Origin of the sequence: Devosia sp., from assembly GCF_041917035.1 — a bacterium.
Classification (GTDB): domain Bacteria; phylum Pseudomonadota; class Alphaproteobacteria; order Rhizobiales; family Devosiaceae; genus Devosia_A.
The window spans coordinates 1-15,084 of the sequence record NZ_JAYRYM010000080.1 but is presented as its reverse complement, the minus strand read 5'-3'; the positions used below and the strand labels follow the sequence as shown (position 1 = coordinate 15,084).

Sequence of the window (15,084 nt, the reverse complement as noted above, 5' to 3'; positions counted from 1 at the left end):
TGGCACTGGATCTTCTGGATCAACGTGCCGATCGGGGTGCTGGGCATCATCGCCACCTCGATCTACCTCCCCAGGATCGAGCCGCGGACACCGCGCCCCATCGACGGCATCGGCTTCGTCCTCGCCGGCCTCGCCTTCGCCGGCATCATCTTCGGCCTTTCGGTCATCAGCCTTCCCGCCATCCCCCCGGCCGCCGGCTACGCCGCCGTCGTCGTCGGGGGCGTGGCCGGGCTGGCCTACTGGCGCCACACCGGCCGGGCGGAGCACCCGTTGCTCGATCCGGGCCTGTTCCGGCGCTACAAGCTGTTCCGCAGCGCCATCATCGGCGGATCGGTCTTCCGCATCGGTGTCGGGGCGACGCCGTTCCTGCTGCCGCTCATGCTGCAGATCGCCTTCGGGCTCACCCCGTTCGAGAGCGGGCTGATCACCTTCGTCGGGGCACTCGGCGCCATGCTGAGCAAGTTCGGAGCCGAGCGGGTGTTCGCCAGCTTCGGCTTTCCGCGCGTCCTGGTGACGGCCGGTATCGCCGGCTGCCTGGCCCTGGGCATTATCGGCTTCTTCGAGCCGGGGACCCCGCATGTCGTGCTCTACGCGGTCCTGCTGACCACCGGCCTGCTGCGCTCCATGTTCTTCACCGGGGTCAACGCGCTCGGCTTCGCGGATGTCGATGAGCAGGACGCCAGCCAGGCCACCGCGATCACCGCGGTCAGTCAGCAGTTGAGCGTCGCGCTTGGCGTCGCCGTCGCCGGGGGCGCGCTGGAGATCAGTTCCCGCCTCACCGGTGGCGGACTGAAGCTCGAGGATTTTCACTTCGCCTGGTTCGTGGTGGCCGGTGTGTCGCTGTTGAGCGCGGTGCCGTTCCTGCGCCTGCCGCCCGACGCCGGCAGCGATGTCTCCGGTCATCGCGCGAGGCCCGGCCGATTGTCGGACGGCTGAGACCCCATGTCCTCGCTTCGCCTGACCCCCCTCATCCTCGCCGTCGCGCTGTTCATGGAGAACATGGACTCGACGGTGATCGCCACCTCGCTCGCCGCCATCGCGCACGACATCGGCACCGAGCCGACGGCGCTCAAGCTGGCCATGACCTCCTACCTCGTGGCTCTGGCGATCTTCATTCCCATCTCGAGCTGGATGGCCGATCGCTTTGGCGCGCGGCAGGTCTTCCGCTGGGCCATGATCGTGTTCATCGTCGGGTCGGTCTTCTGTGCCGTCTCGGACTCGCTGCTGACCTTCGTGCTGTCGCGCTTCCTGCAGGGTGTCGGGGGCGCCATGATGACGCCGGTGGCGCGCCTGGTGCTGGTGCGCGTGACGCCGCGCCACCAGCTGGTCGACGCCATGGCCTGGCTCAGCATTCCCGGCCTCGTCGGTCCGATCGTCGGCCCGCCGGTCGGCGGCTTCATCACCACCTACTGGAGCTGGCACTGGATCTTCCTGATCAACGTGCCGATCGGCATCGCCGGCGTGGTTCTGGTCAACCTGTTCCTGCCCGACTGGCAGCGCAGCGGCACGCGGCGCCTGGACGCCTTCGGCTTCCTGCTTGTCGGCACGACCTTTGCCGGGTGGGTGTTCGGCATTTCCGTACTGACGCTGCCCGCCCTGCCGATGAGCTTCGGGATTGCGTCGCTGGTCGGCGGAACCATCGCCGCGCTGCTCTACCTCTGGCACTTCCGGCGCACCGAGTATCCGCTGCTGGACTTGCGCATCTTCAGGCTGCCGCTGTTCCGCACCACGGTGATCGCCGGCACCTTCTTCCGGCTGGGCGTGGGCGCAACCCCGTTCCTGTTTCCGCTGATGCTGCAGCTGGGCTTCGGCCACAGCCCGTTCGAGAGCGGCATGATCAGCTTTGCCGGGGCGGTGGGCGCGTTCATCGCCAAGTTCGTCGCCGAGCGGGTCATTCAGCGGCTGGGCTTCCGCTCGACGCTGGTGTGGTCGACCTTCGTGACCGTGCTCGGCATCTACGGCATGGCGCTCTACACCATCGACACGCCGATACCGCTGATCCTCGCCATCCTCGCCGTGACCGGCTTCTACCAGTCGATGTTCTGGACGGCGACCAATGCCTTCACCTTTGCCGACGTCTCCGACAAGGAGGCCGGTCAGGCCAATGTGATCAGCCAGGTCGGCGTGCAGCTCTCGCTTGCCTGCGGCGTCGCGCTCGGCGGCGGCATGCTGGAGTTCTCGCACCTCGTCTCGGGCGGCGCGACGCCCACCGTCGGCGATTTCCACACCGCCTTCTGGGTCGTCGGCACCGTCGCGCTGGTCGCCACCGCGGTCTTTTTCCGCCTGCCGCGCCACGCCGGCCACGCCCTCTCCGGCCACCGCGCCGCCGAGCCGCAGGCCGGCGAGTAGGCTCCGCCGCCGGCCGCGCGGACAGGCCCGTTCAGCAACGTGGCCGAAACGTGGCGAACGCACAAACTATCTGTTGTATTTCAAATACTTACCGCGTCCTCTGAGGGGCCCGGATCAATCTATCCCCAACCCCCGCCCGTCCGCCTCCGCCTCGCTCCGGAGCAAGGCGGGAAAGGCTGTGCCAATGCCGGACATGGTTGCAGGCGAGGGCGGCCGACCGCATGTTCGCCGCACGGAGGCACACATGCTGATTCTCATCGCCGGACTGATCCTGTTCTTTGGCATCCACCTGATCCGGGTCGTCGCGCCGGGCCTGCGCGAAGCCCAGATCGCCGCCAACGAACGCCGCTGGAAGGGGATCTACGCGCTGATCTCGCTGGTCGGCCTCGGGCTGATCATCTGGGGCTGGATCGCCTACCGCGGCGAGGCGCCCGAGCTCTACGAGCCGCCGGCCTGGGGACGACACCTCGCGGCGCTGCTGGTCTGGGCCGGTTTCGTCCTCGTCGGCGCCGCCAACGCCCCCGCCGGACGCATCAAGTACTTCGTCAAGCACCCGATGCTGACCGGGGTGTTCCTCTGGGCAGTGGCGCACCTCGCCGCCAATGGCGACATGGCCTCGCTGCTGCTGTTCGGCGGTTTCGCCCTTTATACGCTGATCGACCGGCTGGCGGTGATTCCGCGCGGCGATCCCGCGCCGGCCATCGTGTCGCCGCGCAGCGACCTCATCGCGTTGCTGGTCGGAACCGTGCTGTACGGGGTCTTCGCCTTCCTGCTGCACGGGCTGCTGTTCGGGGTGAGCCCCTACTAGCGGGCTCCCGGCCTCAGCTCATCACGCGGATGGTGGTGTTCTCGGCGCCGACCTGCTTGACCAGGTCGAACAGCGTCTGGGCATTGTCCGGGTGCAGCCGGACACAGCCATGCGAGGCGATGCGGCCCAGGTTCTTCAGGTCGGTGGTGCCGTGGATGGCATATCCGCCGTGAAAGAAGATGGAATAGGGCATTGGCGCCCCGTCGTATTTCTTCGAGTGATACTTGCGGTACATGCGCGTGACATCGTAGCGCCCGGTCGGGGTGTCGTAGCCCCTGCGGCCGGTCGACACGTCGAAGCTGTGCGTCGGCGCCCCATCCACGGCGACCCACATCTTCTGTTCGGAGATATCGACCACGATGAAGATATTCGAGGCAAACGCGGGCGTGGCCAACAACCCGAAAGCGAGCCAAAGAAGAACGCGACGCAACATCTGCTACTAGCCCCCGATACGCAGGCCGCAATGCTGCTACACTTGCATTGCCCGAGCGTTAACGACAGCCGGGTTCACGCGCATGTGAGGCCGGCGATTCGTCGGTTTTTCCCCCGCCGCAAGGGATTTGCATTCGCCGGGGCGGGTCACTATGGTGCCGGCGATTTTCCGTCCTCCCGAACCCACACAAGATGACCAACGACAACTTCATCCGCGAAATCGACGACGAGTTGCGCAGCGACCGGATGCGCGCCCTCTGGCGGCAGTTCGGGCCCTACGTGATCGGCGCCGCCGTGGGTGTGGTCCTGCTGGTCGCCGTGAACGAGGGCTGGACGTGGTGGCAGAATTCCAACGCCGCGCGATCCTCGGACCAGTTCTATTCGGCGCTGGAGATCGTCGACGGCACCGATATCGCGGCGGCCCAGGCGGCGCTCGAAAAGGTCGCTGCGGAGGGCTCGGGCGGTTATCCGACGCTGGCGCGCTTCCGGCAGGCGGCCCTGCTGCTCAAGGACGGCAAGACTGCCGAGGCCGTCGCCGCCTATGATGCGCTGGCGGCCAAGGAAACCAATGTGCACCTGCGCGACCTGGCGCTGGTGATGGCCGGGCTCGTCCTCGTCGATGGCGGCGACGTCGCGCAGGTCGAGCAGCGCGTGGGCGGCCTAGACACGGCCGACAATCCGCTCCGCAATGCGGCGCGCGAAGCGCTCGGACTGGCCAAGTATGCCGTGGGCGATATCGATGGGGCGAGAGTCGCCTTCGAGGCGATCATCGCCGACCCGCTGGTCTCGCAGGATACGCGGAGCAAGCTGCAGCTCTACCTGCAGCAGCTGGTCGCCGAAGGGGCGGTCGATCCCAAGGCCGACGCCTCGGCTTTCGTCGAGGAGGCGCCGTCCGTCGGCGACGCGCCGGCCCTCGACACGGCGGAGCCGGCCCCGGCCGAGCCGACGCCCGCCGAGGCTGCGCCCAGCAACTAATTGTGCCGGTACTCTCGATCGGGCCCCTGCCGCGCGCGGGGGCCCGCTGCATTTCCTGCTTCCGCGAGGCGCGCGGAGTAGGGTAACGAACAATTCCGCCACCAGCGAGCAGGCCCGTCATGACTGTCACCGTCGCCATCGTCGGCCGCCCCAACGTCGGAAAGTCCACCCTGTTCAACCGCCTGGTGGGACGGAAGATTGCGCTCGTCGATGACACGCCGGGTGTCACCCGCGACCGCCGCGAGGCGGAGGGGCGGATCGGCGATCTGCGCTTCAAGGTCCTCGACACGGCCGGCTACGAGGACCGCACCGATGGCTCGCTCGAGGATCGGATGCGTCAGCAGACCGAGATCGCCATCCGTGATGCCGACGTCATCCTGTTCATGATCGACGCCAAGGCCGGCGTGACCCCCCTCGACGAGCGCTTCGCCCAGGTGCTGCGCCGCGCCGGCAAGCAGGTGCACCTGATCGGCAACAAGGCCGAGGGCAAGGCGGCAGATCCGGGCCTGATGGAGGCCTATGTGCTGGGCTTCGGCGAACCGGTGGCCCTGTCGGCGGAGCACGGGCTGGGGTTGGCCGACCTGCACGCCATCGTTTCGAAGGCGGTCGATGCAGCCGCCGAAAAGGCCGCGGCCGCTGCGCCGGCCCTCGACCAGTTGCCCGAAGTGGATGTCGACCTGCCGCCCGACGATGGCTCGACCGAGGAAGGCCCTGCCAGGCGCTGGGACCCGAAGCGCCACCTCAACGTCGCCATCATCGGCCGGCCGAATGCCGGCAAGTCGACGCTGATCAACCGCATGGTGGGGGAAGAGCGGCTGCTTACCGGGCCGGAGGCCGGCATCACCCGCGATTCCATTCTCGTGCCATGGGAGTACGACGGCCGCACCATCAACCTGGTCGATACCGCCGGCATGCGACGCAGGGCCCGCATCTCGGAAAAGCTCGAGAAGCTCGCCGTGTCCGACTCGCTGCGCTCCATCCAGTATGCGGAGGTGGTGGTCCTGCTGCTCGATGCGGCCATCCCGTTCGAGAAGCAGGACCTGGCCCTGGCCGACCTCGTCGAGCGCGAGGGGCGCGCCATGGTCATTGCCGTCAACAAGTGGGACACCGTCGAGGACAAGAACAAGGCGCTGGCGGAACTGCGCGAGCAGTGCGAGCGCTACCTGCCGCAGCTGAAGGGCATCCCGCTCGTCACCATCTCCGGGCTGCAGGGGCGCAACATCGACAAGCTGATGGCGGCGATCTTCTCGGTCGAGCGCAGGTGGAACAGCCACGTTTCGACGGCCCGCCTGAACCGCTGGCTCGCCGGCATGACCGAAAGCCACCCGCCGCCGGCGGTCTCGGGACGGCGGCTGAAGCTCCGGTACATGACGCAGGCGAAGATCAGGCCGCCGAGCTTCATCCTCTTCGCCTCCCGCCCGGAGGCGCTGCCGGGTGCCTATCAGCGCTATCTGGTCAACGGCCTGCGCGACGCGTTCGACCTGCCGGGCACGCCGATCCGGCTGTGGGTCCGGGGCGGCAAGAACCCGTTCGACAAGAAGGACGGCTGAGTGCCGCGGCGATTGGCTCTTCGCGTTTCGGCGAGCAGCCGCTATATTCGTCGCCTCCCAAGCGACCCGATGCTGAGTGCGGGGCCGCAACCTTGATACGGCATTGTTCCTCGAAATACTGATCGTGGCCGTTCTGACCCTGGTCAACGGTCTGCTGTCGATGTCAGAACTGGCGGTCGTCTCGTCGCGCCCGGCGCGGCTGAAGGTTCTCGCTGCAAATGGGCGACGGGGAGCCGAGATAGCCCTGAAGCTGCAGGACGATCCCGGCAAGTTCCTGTCCTCGGTCCAGATCGGCATCACCCTTGTCGGCGTGCTCTCCGGCGCCTTTTCCGGCGCCACGCTGGGCGAGCGCCTCGGCCTGACATTGGCCGGTGCCGGGATCGACCCCGGCGTGGCCATGCCGCTCGGCGTCGGCCTCGTCGTCATCATCATCACATACCTGTCGCTGATCATCGGCGAGCTGGTCCCCAAGCAGGTGGCGCTGCGTGACGCCGAGGGCGTCGCCGCGCGCGTCGCCCCGCTGATGGCGTTCATCGCGTCCGTGGCCGCCCCCCTGGTCTGGCTGCTCGATGTGTCCGGCCGGCTGGTGCTGCGCCTCATCGGCCAGGCCGGCGAGACCGACGAGACGGTGACCGACGAGGAGGTCAAGACCATCATCGCCGAGGCCGAGAGTGCCGGCGTGCTCGAGACCGAGGAACGCCACATGATCTCGGGGGTCATGCGCCTCGCCGACCGCTCGGCACGCGGGCTGATGACGCCGCGGCTCGATGTCGAGCTGATCGACCTCTCCGAAAGCCGCGAGGAGATCCTGGAGAAGCTCCGGACCATCCGGCACTCGGTCGTTCCGGTGCAGGATGGCAGCGTCGACGAGATCGTCGGGGTGATCGTCAGGAAGGACCTGCTCGACGTGCTGTTTGCCGGCAGCGAGCTCGATGTCCGCTCGCTGGTGAAGCAGGCGCCGGTGGTCATGGACCGGTCCGATGCGCTGGACGTCCTCAAGGCCATTCGCGCCTCGGTGGTGCACATGGCGCTCGTCTTCGACGAGTACGGGCACTTCGAAGGCATCGTGACCCCCGGCGATGTGCTGGAGGCGATCACCGGGGCCTTCCAGGAGGAGGAGGGCGACGAACCCGCCTTCACCACGCGGGCCGACGGCTCGTTCATCGTTTCGGGCTGGATGCAGGCCGACGAGTTCGAGGACAAGATCGGCGTCCGCGTCGCCCGCGACGCCAAGTACGAGACCGTGGCGGGCTATGTCCTCGCCGAGCTCAACCACCTGCCGGCGGTTGGCGAGGTCTTCGAGCGCGGCCACTGGCGCATCGAGGTGATCGATCTCGATGGGCGTCGCATCGACAAGATACTGGTCAGCCGTATCGACGGGTGACGACCTATAGCGGCGTCAGGGCCGCCGTCTCGACGTTGAACAGCATGCGATTGGCGTCGAACCCGGGCTCCAGCATGTCAACGAGCATGGGTGAGATGGCCGACGGATGCGGCAGTGTGTCGGGGTTCTCTCCGGGAACGGCACGGGCGCGCATGGCAGTGCGCACGGCCCCCGGATAGAACGCGTTGACCCGCACGTTGGTGACGCCACCGACCTCGGCCGCATACGACTTGACCAGCGCCTCGAGCGCGGCCTTGCTGGCCGCGTACGGTCCCCAGAACGCCCTGGCGGAACGGGCCGAGGACGAAGACAGGAACACCGCCCGGCCGGCCGCCGATTGCCTCAGCAGCAGGTCGAACGAGCGAATCAGCCGGTAGTTGGCGGTGACGTTGAGCGCCATCAGCTTCTCGAAATCCTTCGGTTCCATATGCGGCACCGGCGTGATCGCGCCGAGCGATGCGGCATTGCCGACCAGCCCGTCAAGCCGGCCCCAGCGCTCGAAGATCGCCTGGCCCAGCCGGTCGATGCCGTCGAACTCGGTGAGGTCGAGGGGCACGAGCGTTGCCGTGCCGCCGACGCCCTCGATGGCGTCATCGAGTTCCTCGAGGCCGCCGACGGTCCGCGCCACGGCCACGACATGCGCACCGCGCCGCGCTGCTTCGAGCGCCGCCTGGTAGCCGATGCCGCGAGAGGCGCCGGTGACGAGTATGATCTTGTCGGCAAGGGTCGAGGTCATTGTCGGGTTCCGAAATGCGATGGCGGCCTTCTACCGTCGGCGCGGCGGGGAGAAAAGCAGAACCTTGCCCCATCGCCGGGTCGGAGGTGCATCCCGGCGACAGCGTCGTCGGGCGCCGGCGCGGGTCGAAGGCAGGTCCGGCGCTCTCAGGAGGCCTCGCGCATCAGCGACAGCGTCTTGGGATCGCTTTTCGGGCGCCCGGTCAGGTCGGTGAGGCTGGTGGGGTAGTCGCCCGTGAAGTGGTGGTCGGTGAACTGCGGGCTGAGCGGGTTGCGACGGATACCCCCGACCGCATCGTAGAGCCCGTCGATCGACAGGAAGGCGAGCGAGTCCGCACCGATGAACCGGCACATCGCGTCGAGATCCTTGTACTGGTTGGCCAGCAGGTGCTCCGGATCGGGCGTGTCGATGCCATAGTAGTCCGAATGAAAGATCATCGGCGAGGCAACCCGGATGTGCACTTCGCGTGCCCCGGCGTCCCGGATCATCTGCACGATCTTGACCGAAGTGGTGCCTCGCACGATCGAGTCATCGATCAGCACGACCCGCTTGCCGTCGATCTCGGCCCGGTTCGCCGAGTGCTTGAGCTTGACGCCGAAGGCGCGGATGGACTGCGTCGGCTCGATGAAGGTTCGCCCTACGTAGTGGTTGCGGATGATGCCGAGTTCGAACGGTATGCCGCTCGCCTGTGCGTAGCCGATGGCCGCCGGGGTGCCGCCGTCGGGAACCGGCACGACGACATCGGCGACGACCGGTGCTTCCTGCGCCAGGTTGATGCCCATGCGCTTGCGGGCGGAGTACACCGGCCGCCCCGCGACGACGGAGTCGGGACGCGCGAAGTAGACGTACTCGAACAGGCAGATGCGCTCGGGGCGGGGCGGAAACGGCTTGACCGACTCGATCGAGATCGAGCCGTCGGGCTGTGTCTCGCAAATCACCACCTCGCCGTTCTCGACATCGCGGACGAACTTGGCGCCGATGATGTCGAGGGCGCAGGTCTCGGAGGCGAAGATCGGCCGTCCGTCGAGGTCCCCCAGCACCAGGGGGCGAATGCCGTTCATGTCGCGCGCGCCGATCAGCTTGGTGCGCGTCATGGCCACGAGTGCAAAGGCGCCCTCGAGGTGCATCAGGGCGTCGATGAAGCGATCGGAGGACGCGGCCTTCTTGGAGCGGGCGATGAGGTGCAGGACCACCTCGGTGTCCGAGGTCGACTGGCAGATGGCACCGTGCGCGATCAGTTGGCGCCGCAGCGTCAGGCCGTTGGTGAAGTTGCCATTGTGCGCGATGGCAATGCCGCCGACTTCCAGTTCGGCGAACAGCGGCTGCACGTTGCGCAGGATGGTCTCGCCGGTGGTCGAGTACCGGACGTGCCCCATGGCCAGGTGCCCGGGCAGCCGGCCCACGGTTGCGGGGTCGGTAAAGTGGTCGCCGACCAGCCCGAGTTGACGCTCGGAGTGGAACTGTCTGCCGTCGAAGCTGACGATTCCCGCGGCCTCCTGGCCACGATGCTGCAGGGCGTGCAGCCCCAGAGCGGTGAGCGTTGCGGCCTCTGGATGCCCCAGGATGCCGAACACGCCGCACTCCTCGCGCAGCGTATCGGCATCCCAGTCCGGGATGGCTTTGGGGTGGTCACTCATCAGAGGTACCTTTCACGCAACAAATGGCTCAGGCGGCAAAGCCTGGCGACAGCTTCGACCCGAGCGCGAGGGCGGCAATCGTACTGCCGGTCGCCGTCAGGTATTGGTCGCGCCCGCCGGTTCCAGCGGCGCGTCGTTCTCGAGCGAGTCGGTGCCCTCTTCATCCGTCAGCGGCGCCTCGGGAGTTGGCGCCTCGTCGGGCGAGGCCTCGTCGTCGTCGCCACCGCGGTGCAGGATGTCGGTGACCTGCTTCTCGAGATCCGGCGGCAGCACCGCTATCAGGCTGTCGCCAAAGTTTTCCAGGATTGGCAGCGACTTGGAGTCCTGGGCCCAGGACGGCAGGTTCGACGGCATGAGCCAGAGACCGAAGATCACCACCACCACGGCGATCAGCACCCCGCGGCCCACTCCGAAGATGAAGCCCAGCGTGCGGTCGAGCGGGCCGATGCGGCTGTCGACCACGAAATCGGCAATCCGCATGGTGATCAGATGGAGGACGATCAGGGCCACAATGAACGTGCCGAGCACGGTCACGACATCGGCCACGATCGGCTCGTTGATGTACCCCCGGGCGATTTCCTTGTGCTGGAGATACGCGTAGGTGGCCACCGCCGCCGATCCGGCCCAGGTGGCAAGCGACAGGATCTCGCGGGTGAACCCGCGGGCGGTCGCCAGGATGGCCGAGATCAGCACGAGCACGGCGACACCGACGTCGAATGCAGTCAACATATGGAGAATCCGCCCATGGACCAGCCTCAAGCCCCGTTTAGCCGCAAAAAGTCGCAAAGCCAAGCGGGCCCAGCCAGAGCGCCCGCGATCTTCACGAAAAGGAGAGCGCCGGGTGGCCCGCTACTCTGCGGCCTGCCGCTTGCCGCGCTCTGCAATTCGTCCGATCAACTCGGCCAGTTCTGAGTACTCGCCCACGCGGATTCCGGCGGGTGCGTCACCGCTGGCGATACGCCCCGTAACCGCGGCCCTGAAGCCCAGCTTGCTGGCCTCCCGCAGCCTCAGCGCCCCGTGCACCACCGGCCTGACCCCCCCGGCGAGGGAAATCTCGCCGAAATAGACCGTATCGGGCGGCAGCGGCGAACCGGTGAGCGAGGAGATCAGCGCGGCGGCCACGGCAAGGTCGGCGGCCGGCTCGTTGACCTTCAGCCCTCCAGCGACGTTGAGATAGATGTCGTTGGCCCCGATGCGGACGCCACAGCGCGTCTCGAGCACGGCCAGCACCATCGAGAGGCGCGCCGAGTCCCAGCCCACGACGGCGCGACGCGGCGTGCCGAGGGGCGAGGGGGAGACCAGCGCCTGGATTTCGCACAGGACGGGTCGAGTGCCCTCCATCCCGGCAAACACGGCGGAGCCGGCAGCATCCTTGTCGCGCTGGTCGAGGAAGAGCGCGGAGGGATTGGCGACTTCGCGCAGCCCGAGCGTCGACATCTCGAACACGCCGATCTCGTCGGTCGCTCCGTACCGGTTCTTCACGCCGCGCAGGATTCGAAAGGTGTGGCTGGCATCCCCCTCGAAGTAGAGTACCGCATCGACCATGTGCTCGACGACGCGCGGACCGGCGATCTGTCCGTCCTTGGTCACGTGGCCGACGAGCACGACGGCTGCGCCCGACTTCTTGGCAAATCGCGTGAGCGCCTGGGCCGAGGTGCGCACCTGCGTCACGGTCCCTGGCGCGCTGTCGACGCGATCGGTCCACAGGGTCTGGATCGAGTCGATGATCACCAGGTCCGGGGCAGGGCCGTTCTGCAGGGTGGCGAGGATGATCTCGACATTGGTCTCGCTCGCCAGCAGGACCTCGCGGTCACCCAGGCCGAGGCGCTGTGCCCTGAGCCGCACCTGCGCAACCGCTTCCTCGCCCGAGACGTAGACGACGCGCTTGCCGCGCTCGACCAGGGCCGCCGCCGCCTGCAGCAGCAGCGTCGACTTGCCGATGCCGGGATCGCCGCCGACCAGCACGGCCGAGCCCATGACGAAGCCTCCACCGGTGACGCGGTCGAGTTCCGATATCCCGCTGACGACGCGGGCCGCCGTCTCGGTTTCGCCGGCGAGCGGCACCAGCTGCACGGGCCGCCCGGCAGCGGTGGCTGATTTCGGTCCGGCGCCGACGCCCGAGTCGATCACTTCCTCGGCGATGGTGTTCCACTCCCCGCAGGCCTCGCACCGCCCCTGCCAGCGCGCCGAGGTGGCACCGCAGGACTGGCAGACATACGAGGTTCTGGTGCGCGCCATGCTAGGATTCCGATCGAAGTGGAAGGTTAGCCGAGCATAGGTGCTAACGCAAGAACGAAGAGTGAACAGGTATCAGTCGCCGACAGGTGTCGAGATCAGCCGCGCCGCCGCTTGGTTTGCCAGGCCGAGAGCCCTCTCCAGCCCGCCTCCGGCTGCAAGCTCGGCGGCGAGGCATCCGACGAACTCGTCGCCGGCTCCATGAGTGCTGATCACCTTTGCCGGCTCCGCCGGGAACCTCATCGCACCCAGCCTCCCCGCCGTCGCCACCCCGGCGGCACCGGCGGTCACGACCGCCTGCGGAAAGACCTCGGCGAGACTGCGCGCCGCCGCCGCGGCGGACTCGAGGTCCCTTGGCTCGGAAATGCCGGCCAATTGGGCGGCCTCGATGGCATTGACCACGAGGATGTCGACCCGCGCCCCAAGCTCGGTCGAAAGCGGGCGCGCCGGGGCGGCATTGAGGATCACCGTCGCCCCCGCCGTCCTGGCCACACCGGCCAGGGCCGTGTTGGCTTCATCGGGGATTTCATTCTGCAGAACGAGAACCCCGGCGCGCGACAGCAGGGCGTCATTCGCAACGATGGCCGGGCCAAGCTCGAGATTCGACCCCGACACGATGATGGCCCGATAGTCGCCGGTGGGATCGAACAACGCCACGCTCATGCCCGTCCCGGCGGTTGCCGAGACCGTCACGGCCGACCGGTCGATCCCCCGCCGCTCGAGGTCGGCGAGCAGTTCCCGCCCGAAATCGTCGGCCCCGACCCGGCCGATCATGATCGTCTCGGCGCCCGCCCGGCGGGCGGCAACCGCCTGATTGCGACCTTTTCCGCCGAGCTTGGGGAACCAGGACGTACCGACGGCGGTTTCGCCGGCGGTCGGCCACTTGGGCGTCTCCACGGCGATGTCGTAGTGGAGGCTTCCGCAGACCACGACGCGGCCGGGGCCGCTCACGGCGAGCCCCCGATCAGGGCCTTCTGGACGAGTTCCAGCGCGCCGACGGCGTCCTGCCCCGATATCGCGGCCTCCAGCGCGTTGGATGCGTCGAGCGTGTCGGCGACCGACAGCAGCCTCTGGACCGTGGCGATGTTGGCCTCGCACTCGCGCACCGGGTCGAGCCCGGTCAGATCCGGAAAGGTGTCGAAATAGAGCGGCCGGTCATAGCCGTCGCGGCGGATCTGGCGCAGCAGCTCCAGCGTCTTGAGCGTGTTGACCGCCGCCACCATCAGTCCGTCGTCGCGCTTGCCGTTGCCGTCGTTGAGGTGCACGCCGAGCAGGCGGCTGTGGCGCGCGATCAGTGCCGCAGCGAGGGCGGGCTGTTCGTCGGCGTAGAGGGAATGGGCAAAATCGAGGGTCACCCCGAGATTGGGCAGGCCGATGTCCCGGATGGCGAGAAGCGTCGTCGCCGCGTCGGGGAGCAGGCTGTAGGCCCGCGGCTCGTTGGGCTTGTATTCGATCGAGATCAGGCACTCCGGCGCATGCGCCGCGACTTCGCGCAGGCCGGAGATCTCCATGTCCCACAGTTGCGCATAGTCGGCCTGAAAGGCGTAGTCGTAGCCATCCTGGCCGAGCCAGATGGTCATCAGCGGCGCGCCGGCGGCCAGTGCCGCATCAATGCCGGCCCGCGTCAGGTCGATGGCGGCGCGACGCACGCGCGGGTCCGGATTGGTGAACGCGCCGAGCTTGAACGCCGGCTCGGTGTAGTAGCGCATCGCCAGGCCGTTGAGTTCGAGCCCGAGGTCCCGCACGGCCCTCGCGGTCTCGACGGCATTGCCGCCCACGTGGTCGGGGTAGTTCAGGTCGACATGGGTCAGGCCTCGGGCCGTGGCCGCGCGCGCGACCAGGTCGAGCACTCCGGGTTTGCCGGCCCGGCCCGGCCATGCGGCTTCCGGACGCGACGCGAAAGAGTTGAGGCGGGTTGCAAAGGCAGTCTGAAGCAAGCGGACCTCGCTGTACCGACGTCACGGCGACGCCGCGTCGCTTTCGACATAGAAACGGGAGTAGCGGCCCTTGAGGCCGGTGAGGATCTCATAGCCGATGGTGCCGGCGATGTCGGCATGGTCGTCCACCGAGACTGTCTTGCCCAGGACCTCGGCCATCTCACCGGGAGCGGGCAGTTGCTGCAGGTCGGTGACATCGACGCCGATCATATCCATCGACACGCGGCCGACGACGGGACAGAGCTGACCGCGTATGGCCACCTGCGTGCCCCGATGGTTGTTGGACGAGGACAGCGCGCGCAGGAAACCGTCGGCATAGCCGATGCCGACAATCGCGAGCCGGCTATCGCGATGCATGGTCTGGAGCGCGCCGTAGCCGACGGTTTCGCCGGTCTTGACTTCCTTAACCATCAGGATCGGCGCTTCCAGCGTCACGACCGGGGCCATCGGGTTGCGGCGCCCGGCCACCGCGCGGCCGCCATAGAGCGCGATGCCGGGGCGCACCATCTGGAAGTGGTTGTCGCGATTGGTCATCAGCCCCGCCGAATTGGCGAGCGAGGCAGGAATGCCCGGGAACTGCGCCAGTACCGAGGTGAACAGCGCCAGCTGCGTGCGGTTCTTCTCGTGCCCGGGAATATCTGCGCAAGCGAGGTGGCTCATGATCATCTGCGGGGCAAAGCCGACCGAGTCGATCATGCGCTTGACGATCGAAGCCTCGTTGAGCCGGAAGCCCAGCCGATTGATGCCGGTGTCGAAGTGCAAGGCCGCCGGCAGGGACTGGTTCGACTGGATGCAGGCCCTGAGCCACTCCTCCAGCATCGGCACCGAGGCGAGGCACGGCATCAGCCGCTCCCCGACAAAAAGGGGTGCGGCACCCGGCGGCAGGCCGTTCAGCACAAATATGTGGGTGTCCTCGGGCAGTCCGGCGCGAGCGGCGACGCCTTCATCGGGCGTCGCGACGAAGAAGAACCGGGCGCCGGCCTCGTAGAAGGCGCGCGCCGCCGGAACGAGCCCGGTGCCGTAGGCGTCGGCCTTCAGCAC

At 67.7% G+C, this 15,084-nt stretch carries 14 protein-coding genes; 6 read left to right on the top strand and 8 right to left on the bottom strand.

What is annotated here, in order from left to right; all coding sequences use genetic code 11:
• From ACE3TU_RS10365 to ACE3TU_RS10355, 3 genes are all read left to right on the top strand, one after another.
• On the top strand, positions 1-936 hold a 936-nt coding region (locus tag ACE3TU_RS10365; protein WP_374623672.1), incomplete at its 5' end, for an MFS transporter.
• Between the two features lie 6 nt (positions 937-942).
• Entirely contained in the window at positions 943-2,349 is a 1,407-nt protein-coding gene (locus tag ACE3TU_RS10360) for an MFS transporter (protein ID WP_374623670.1), read from the top strand.
• Between the two features lie 244 nt (positions 2,350-2,593).
• A complete protein-coding gene (locus ACE3TU_RS10355; protein WP_374623668.1) occupies positions 2,594-3,157 on the top strand; it encodes an NnrU family protein in 564 nt (187 codons plus the stop codon).
• 13 nt (positions 3,158-3,170) lie between these two features.
• On the opposite strand, the gene ACE3TU_RS10350 is transcribed toward ACE3TU_RS10355, so the two are convergent.
• On the bottom strand, positions 3,171-3,551 hold the full coding sequence (locus ACE3TU_RS10350; protein ID WP_374623665.1) for a L,D-transpeptidase: 381 nt from the start codon (positions 3,549-3,551) through the stop codon (positions 3,171-3,173).
• A 230-nt stretch (positions 3,552-3,781) separates the two neighbouring features.
• On the opposite strand from ACE3TU_RS10350, the gene ACE3TU_RS10345 reads away from it, so the two are divergent.
• The 3 genes from ACE3TU_RS10345 to ACE3TU_RS10335 all read left to right on the top strand — a co-directional run bounded on the left by ACE3TU_RS10345 (position 3,782) and on the right by ACE3TU_RS10335 (position 7,498).
• Complete coding sequence (locus ACE3TU_RS10345; RefSeq protein WP_374623662.1) at positions 3,782-4,564, top strand: tetratricopeptide repeat protein; 783 nt, start codon at positions 3,782-3,784, stop codon at positions 4,562-4,564.
• 119 nt (positions 4,565-4,683) lie between these two features.
• Positions 4,684-6,114, top strand: coding sequence for a ribosome biogenesis GTPase Der (gene der, locus ACE3TU_RS10340; RefSeq protein ID WP_374623659.1), 1,431 nt, complete (start codon positions 4,684-4,686; stop codon positions 6,112-6,114).
• Positions 6,115-6,232: 118 nt separating this feature from the next.
• Entirely contained in the window at positions 6,233-7,498 is a 1,266-nt protein-coding gene (locus ACE3TU_RS10335) for a hemolysin family protein (RefSeq protein WP_374623677.1), read from the top strand.
• Positions 7,499-7,502: 4 nt separating this feature from the next.
• Here the strand turns inward: ACE3TU_RS10335 and ACE3TU_RS10330 are convergent, their stop codons facing one another.
• From ACE3TU_RS10330 to alr, 7 genes are all read right to left on the bottom strand, one after another.
• Positions 7,503-8,234, bottom strand: coding sequence for an SDR family NAD(P)-dependent oxidoreductase (locus tag ACE3TU_RS10330; RefSeq protein ID WP_374623656.1), 732 nt, complete (start codon positions 8,232-8,234; stop codon positions 7,503-7,505).
• 146 nt (positions 8,235-8,380) lie between these two features.
• Positions 8,381-9,871 (bottom strand): amidophosphoribosyltransferase, encoded by a 1,491-nt coding sequence (gene purF / locus ACE3TU_RS10325; RefSeq protein WP_374623654.1) that lies wholly within the window; start codon positions 9,869-9,871, stop codon positions 8,381-8,383.
• A 96-nt stretch (positions 9,872-9,967) separates the two neighbouring features.
• Positions 9,968-10,600: a CvpA family protein gene (locus tag ACE3TU_RS10320; protein ID WP_374623675.1), complete on the bottom strand. Its 633-nt coding sequence runs from the start codon at positions 10,598-10,600 to the stop codon at positions 9,968-9,970.
• 120 nt (positions 10,601-10,720) lie between these two features.
• Positions 10,721-12,109 carry a DNA repair protein RadA gene (gene radA, locus ACE3TU_RS10315; RefSeq protein WP_374623651.1) on the bottom strand — a complete coding sequence of 463 codons (1,389 nt, stop codon included), beginning with the start codon at positions 12,107-12,109 and terminating at the stop codon, positions 10,721-10,723.
• Between the two features lie 72 nt (positions 12,110-12,181).
• Positions 12,182-13,057: a ribokinase gene (locus ACE3TU_RS10310; RefSeq protein ID WP_374623648.1), complete on the bottom strand. Its 876-nt coding sequence runs from the start codon at positions 13,055-13,057 to the stop codon at positions 12,182-12,184.
• Positions 13,054-14,043: a sugar phosphate isomerase/epimerase family protein gene (locus tag ACE3TU_RS10305; RefSeq protein ID WP_374623645.1), complete on the bottom strand. Its 990-nt coding sequence runs from the start codon at positions 14,041-14,043 to the stop codon at positions 13,054-13,056. Before ACE3TU_RS10305 ends, ACE3TU_RS10310 begins: the two co-directional genes overlap by 4 nt.
• 21 nt (positions 14,044-14,064) lie before the next feature.
• Positions 14,065-15,084: alanine racemase (gene alr, locus ACE3TU_RS10300; RefSeq protein WP_374623642.1), on the bottom strand; the 1,020-nt coding region annotated here is incomplete at its 5' end.

What these genes read in the sequence shown, in the direction of transcription:
- ACE3TU_RS10360 (WP_374623670.1), top strand. Translation starts at nt 943, where the DNA reads ATGTCCTCGCTTCGCCTGACCCCCCTCATCCTCGCCGTCGCGCTGTTC.
- ACE3TU_RS10355 (WP_374623668.1), top strand. Translation starts at nt 2,594, where the DNA reads ATGCTGATTCTCATCGCCGGACTGATCCTGTTCTTTGGCATCCACCTG.
- ACE3TU_RS10345 (WP_374623662.1), top strand. Translation starts at nt 3,782, where the DNA reads ATGACCAACGACAACTTCATCCGCGAAATCGACGACGAGTTGCGCAGC.
- der (WP_374623659.1), top strand. Translation starts at nt 4,684, where the DNA reads ATGACTGTCACCGTCGCCATCGTCGGCCGCCCCAACGTCGGAAAGTCC.
- ACE3TU_RS10330 (WP_374623656.1), bottom strand. Translation starts at nt 8,234, where the DNA reads ATGACCTCGACCCTTGCCGACAAGATCATACTCGTCACCGGCGCCTCT.
- purF (WP_374623654.1), bottom strand. Translation starts at nt 9,871, where the DNA reads ATGAGTGACCACCCCAAAGCCATCCCGGACTGGGATGCCGATACGCTG.
- ACE3TU_RS10320 (WP_374623675.1), bottom strand. Translation starts at nt 10,600, where the DNA reads ATGTTGACTGCATTCGACGTCGGTGTCGCCGTGCTCGTGCTGATCTCG.
- radA (WP_374623651.1), bottom strand. Translation starts at nt 12,109, where the DNA reads ATGGCGCGCACCAGAACCTCGTATGTCTGCCAGTCCTGCGGTGCCACC.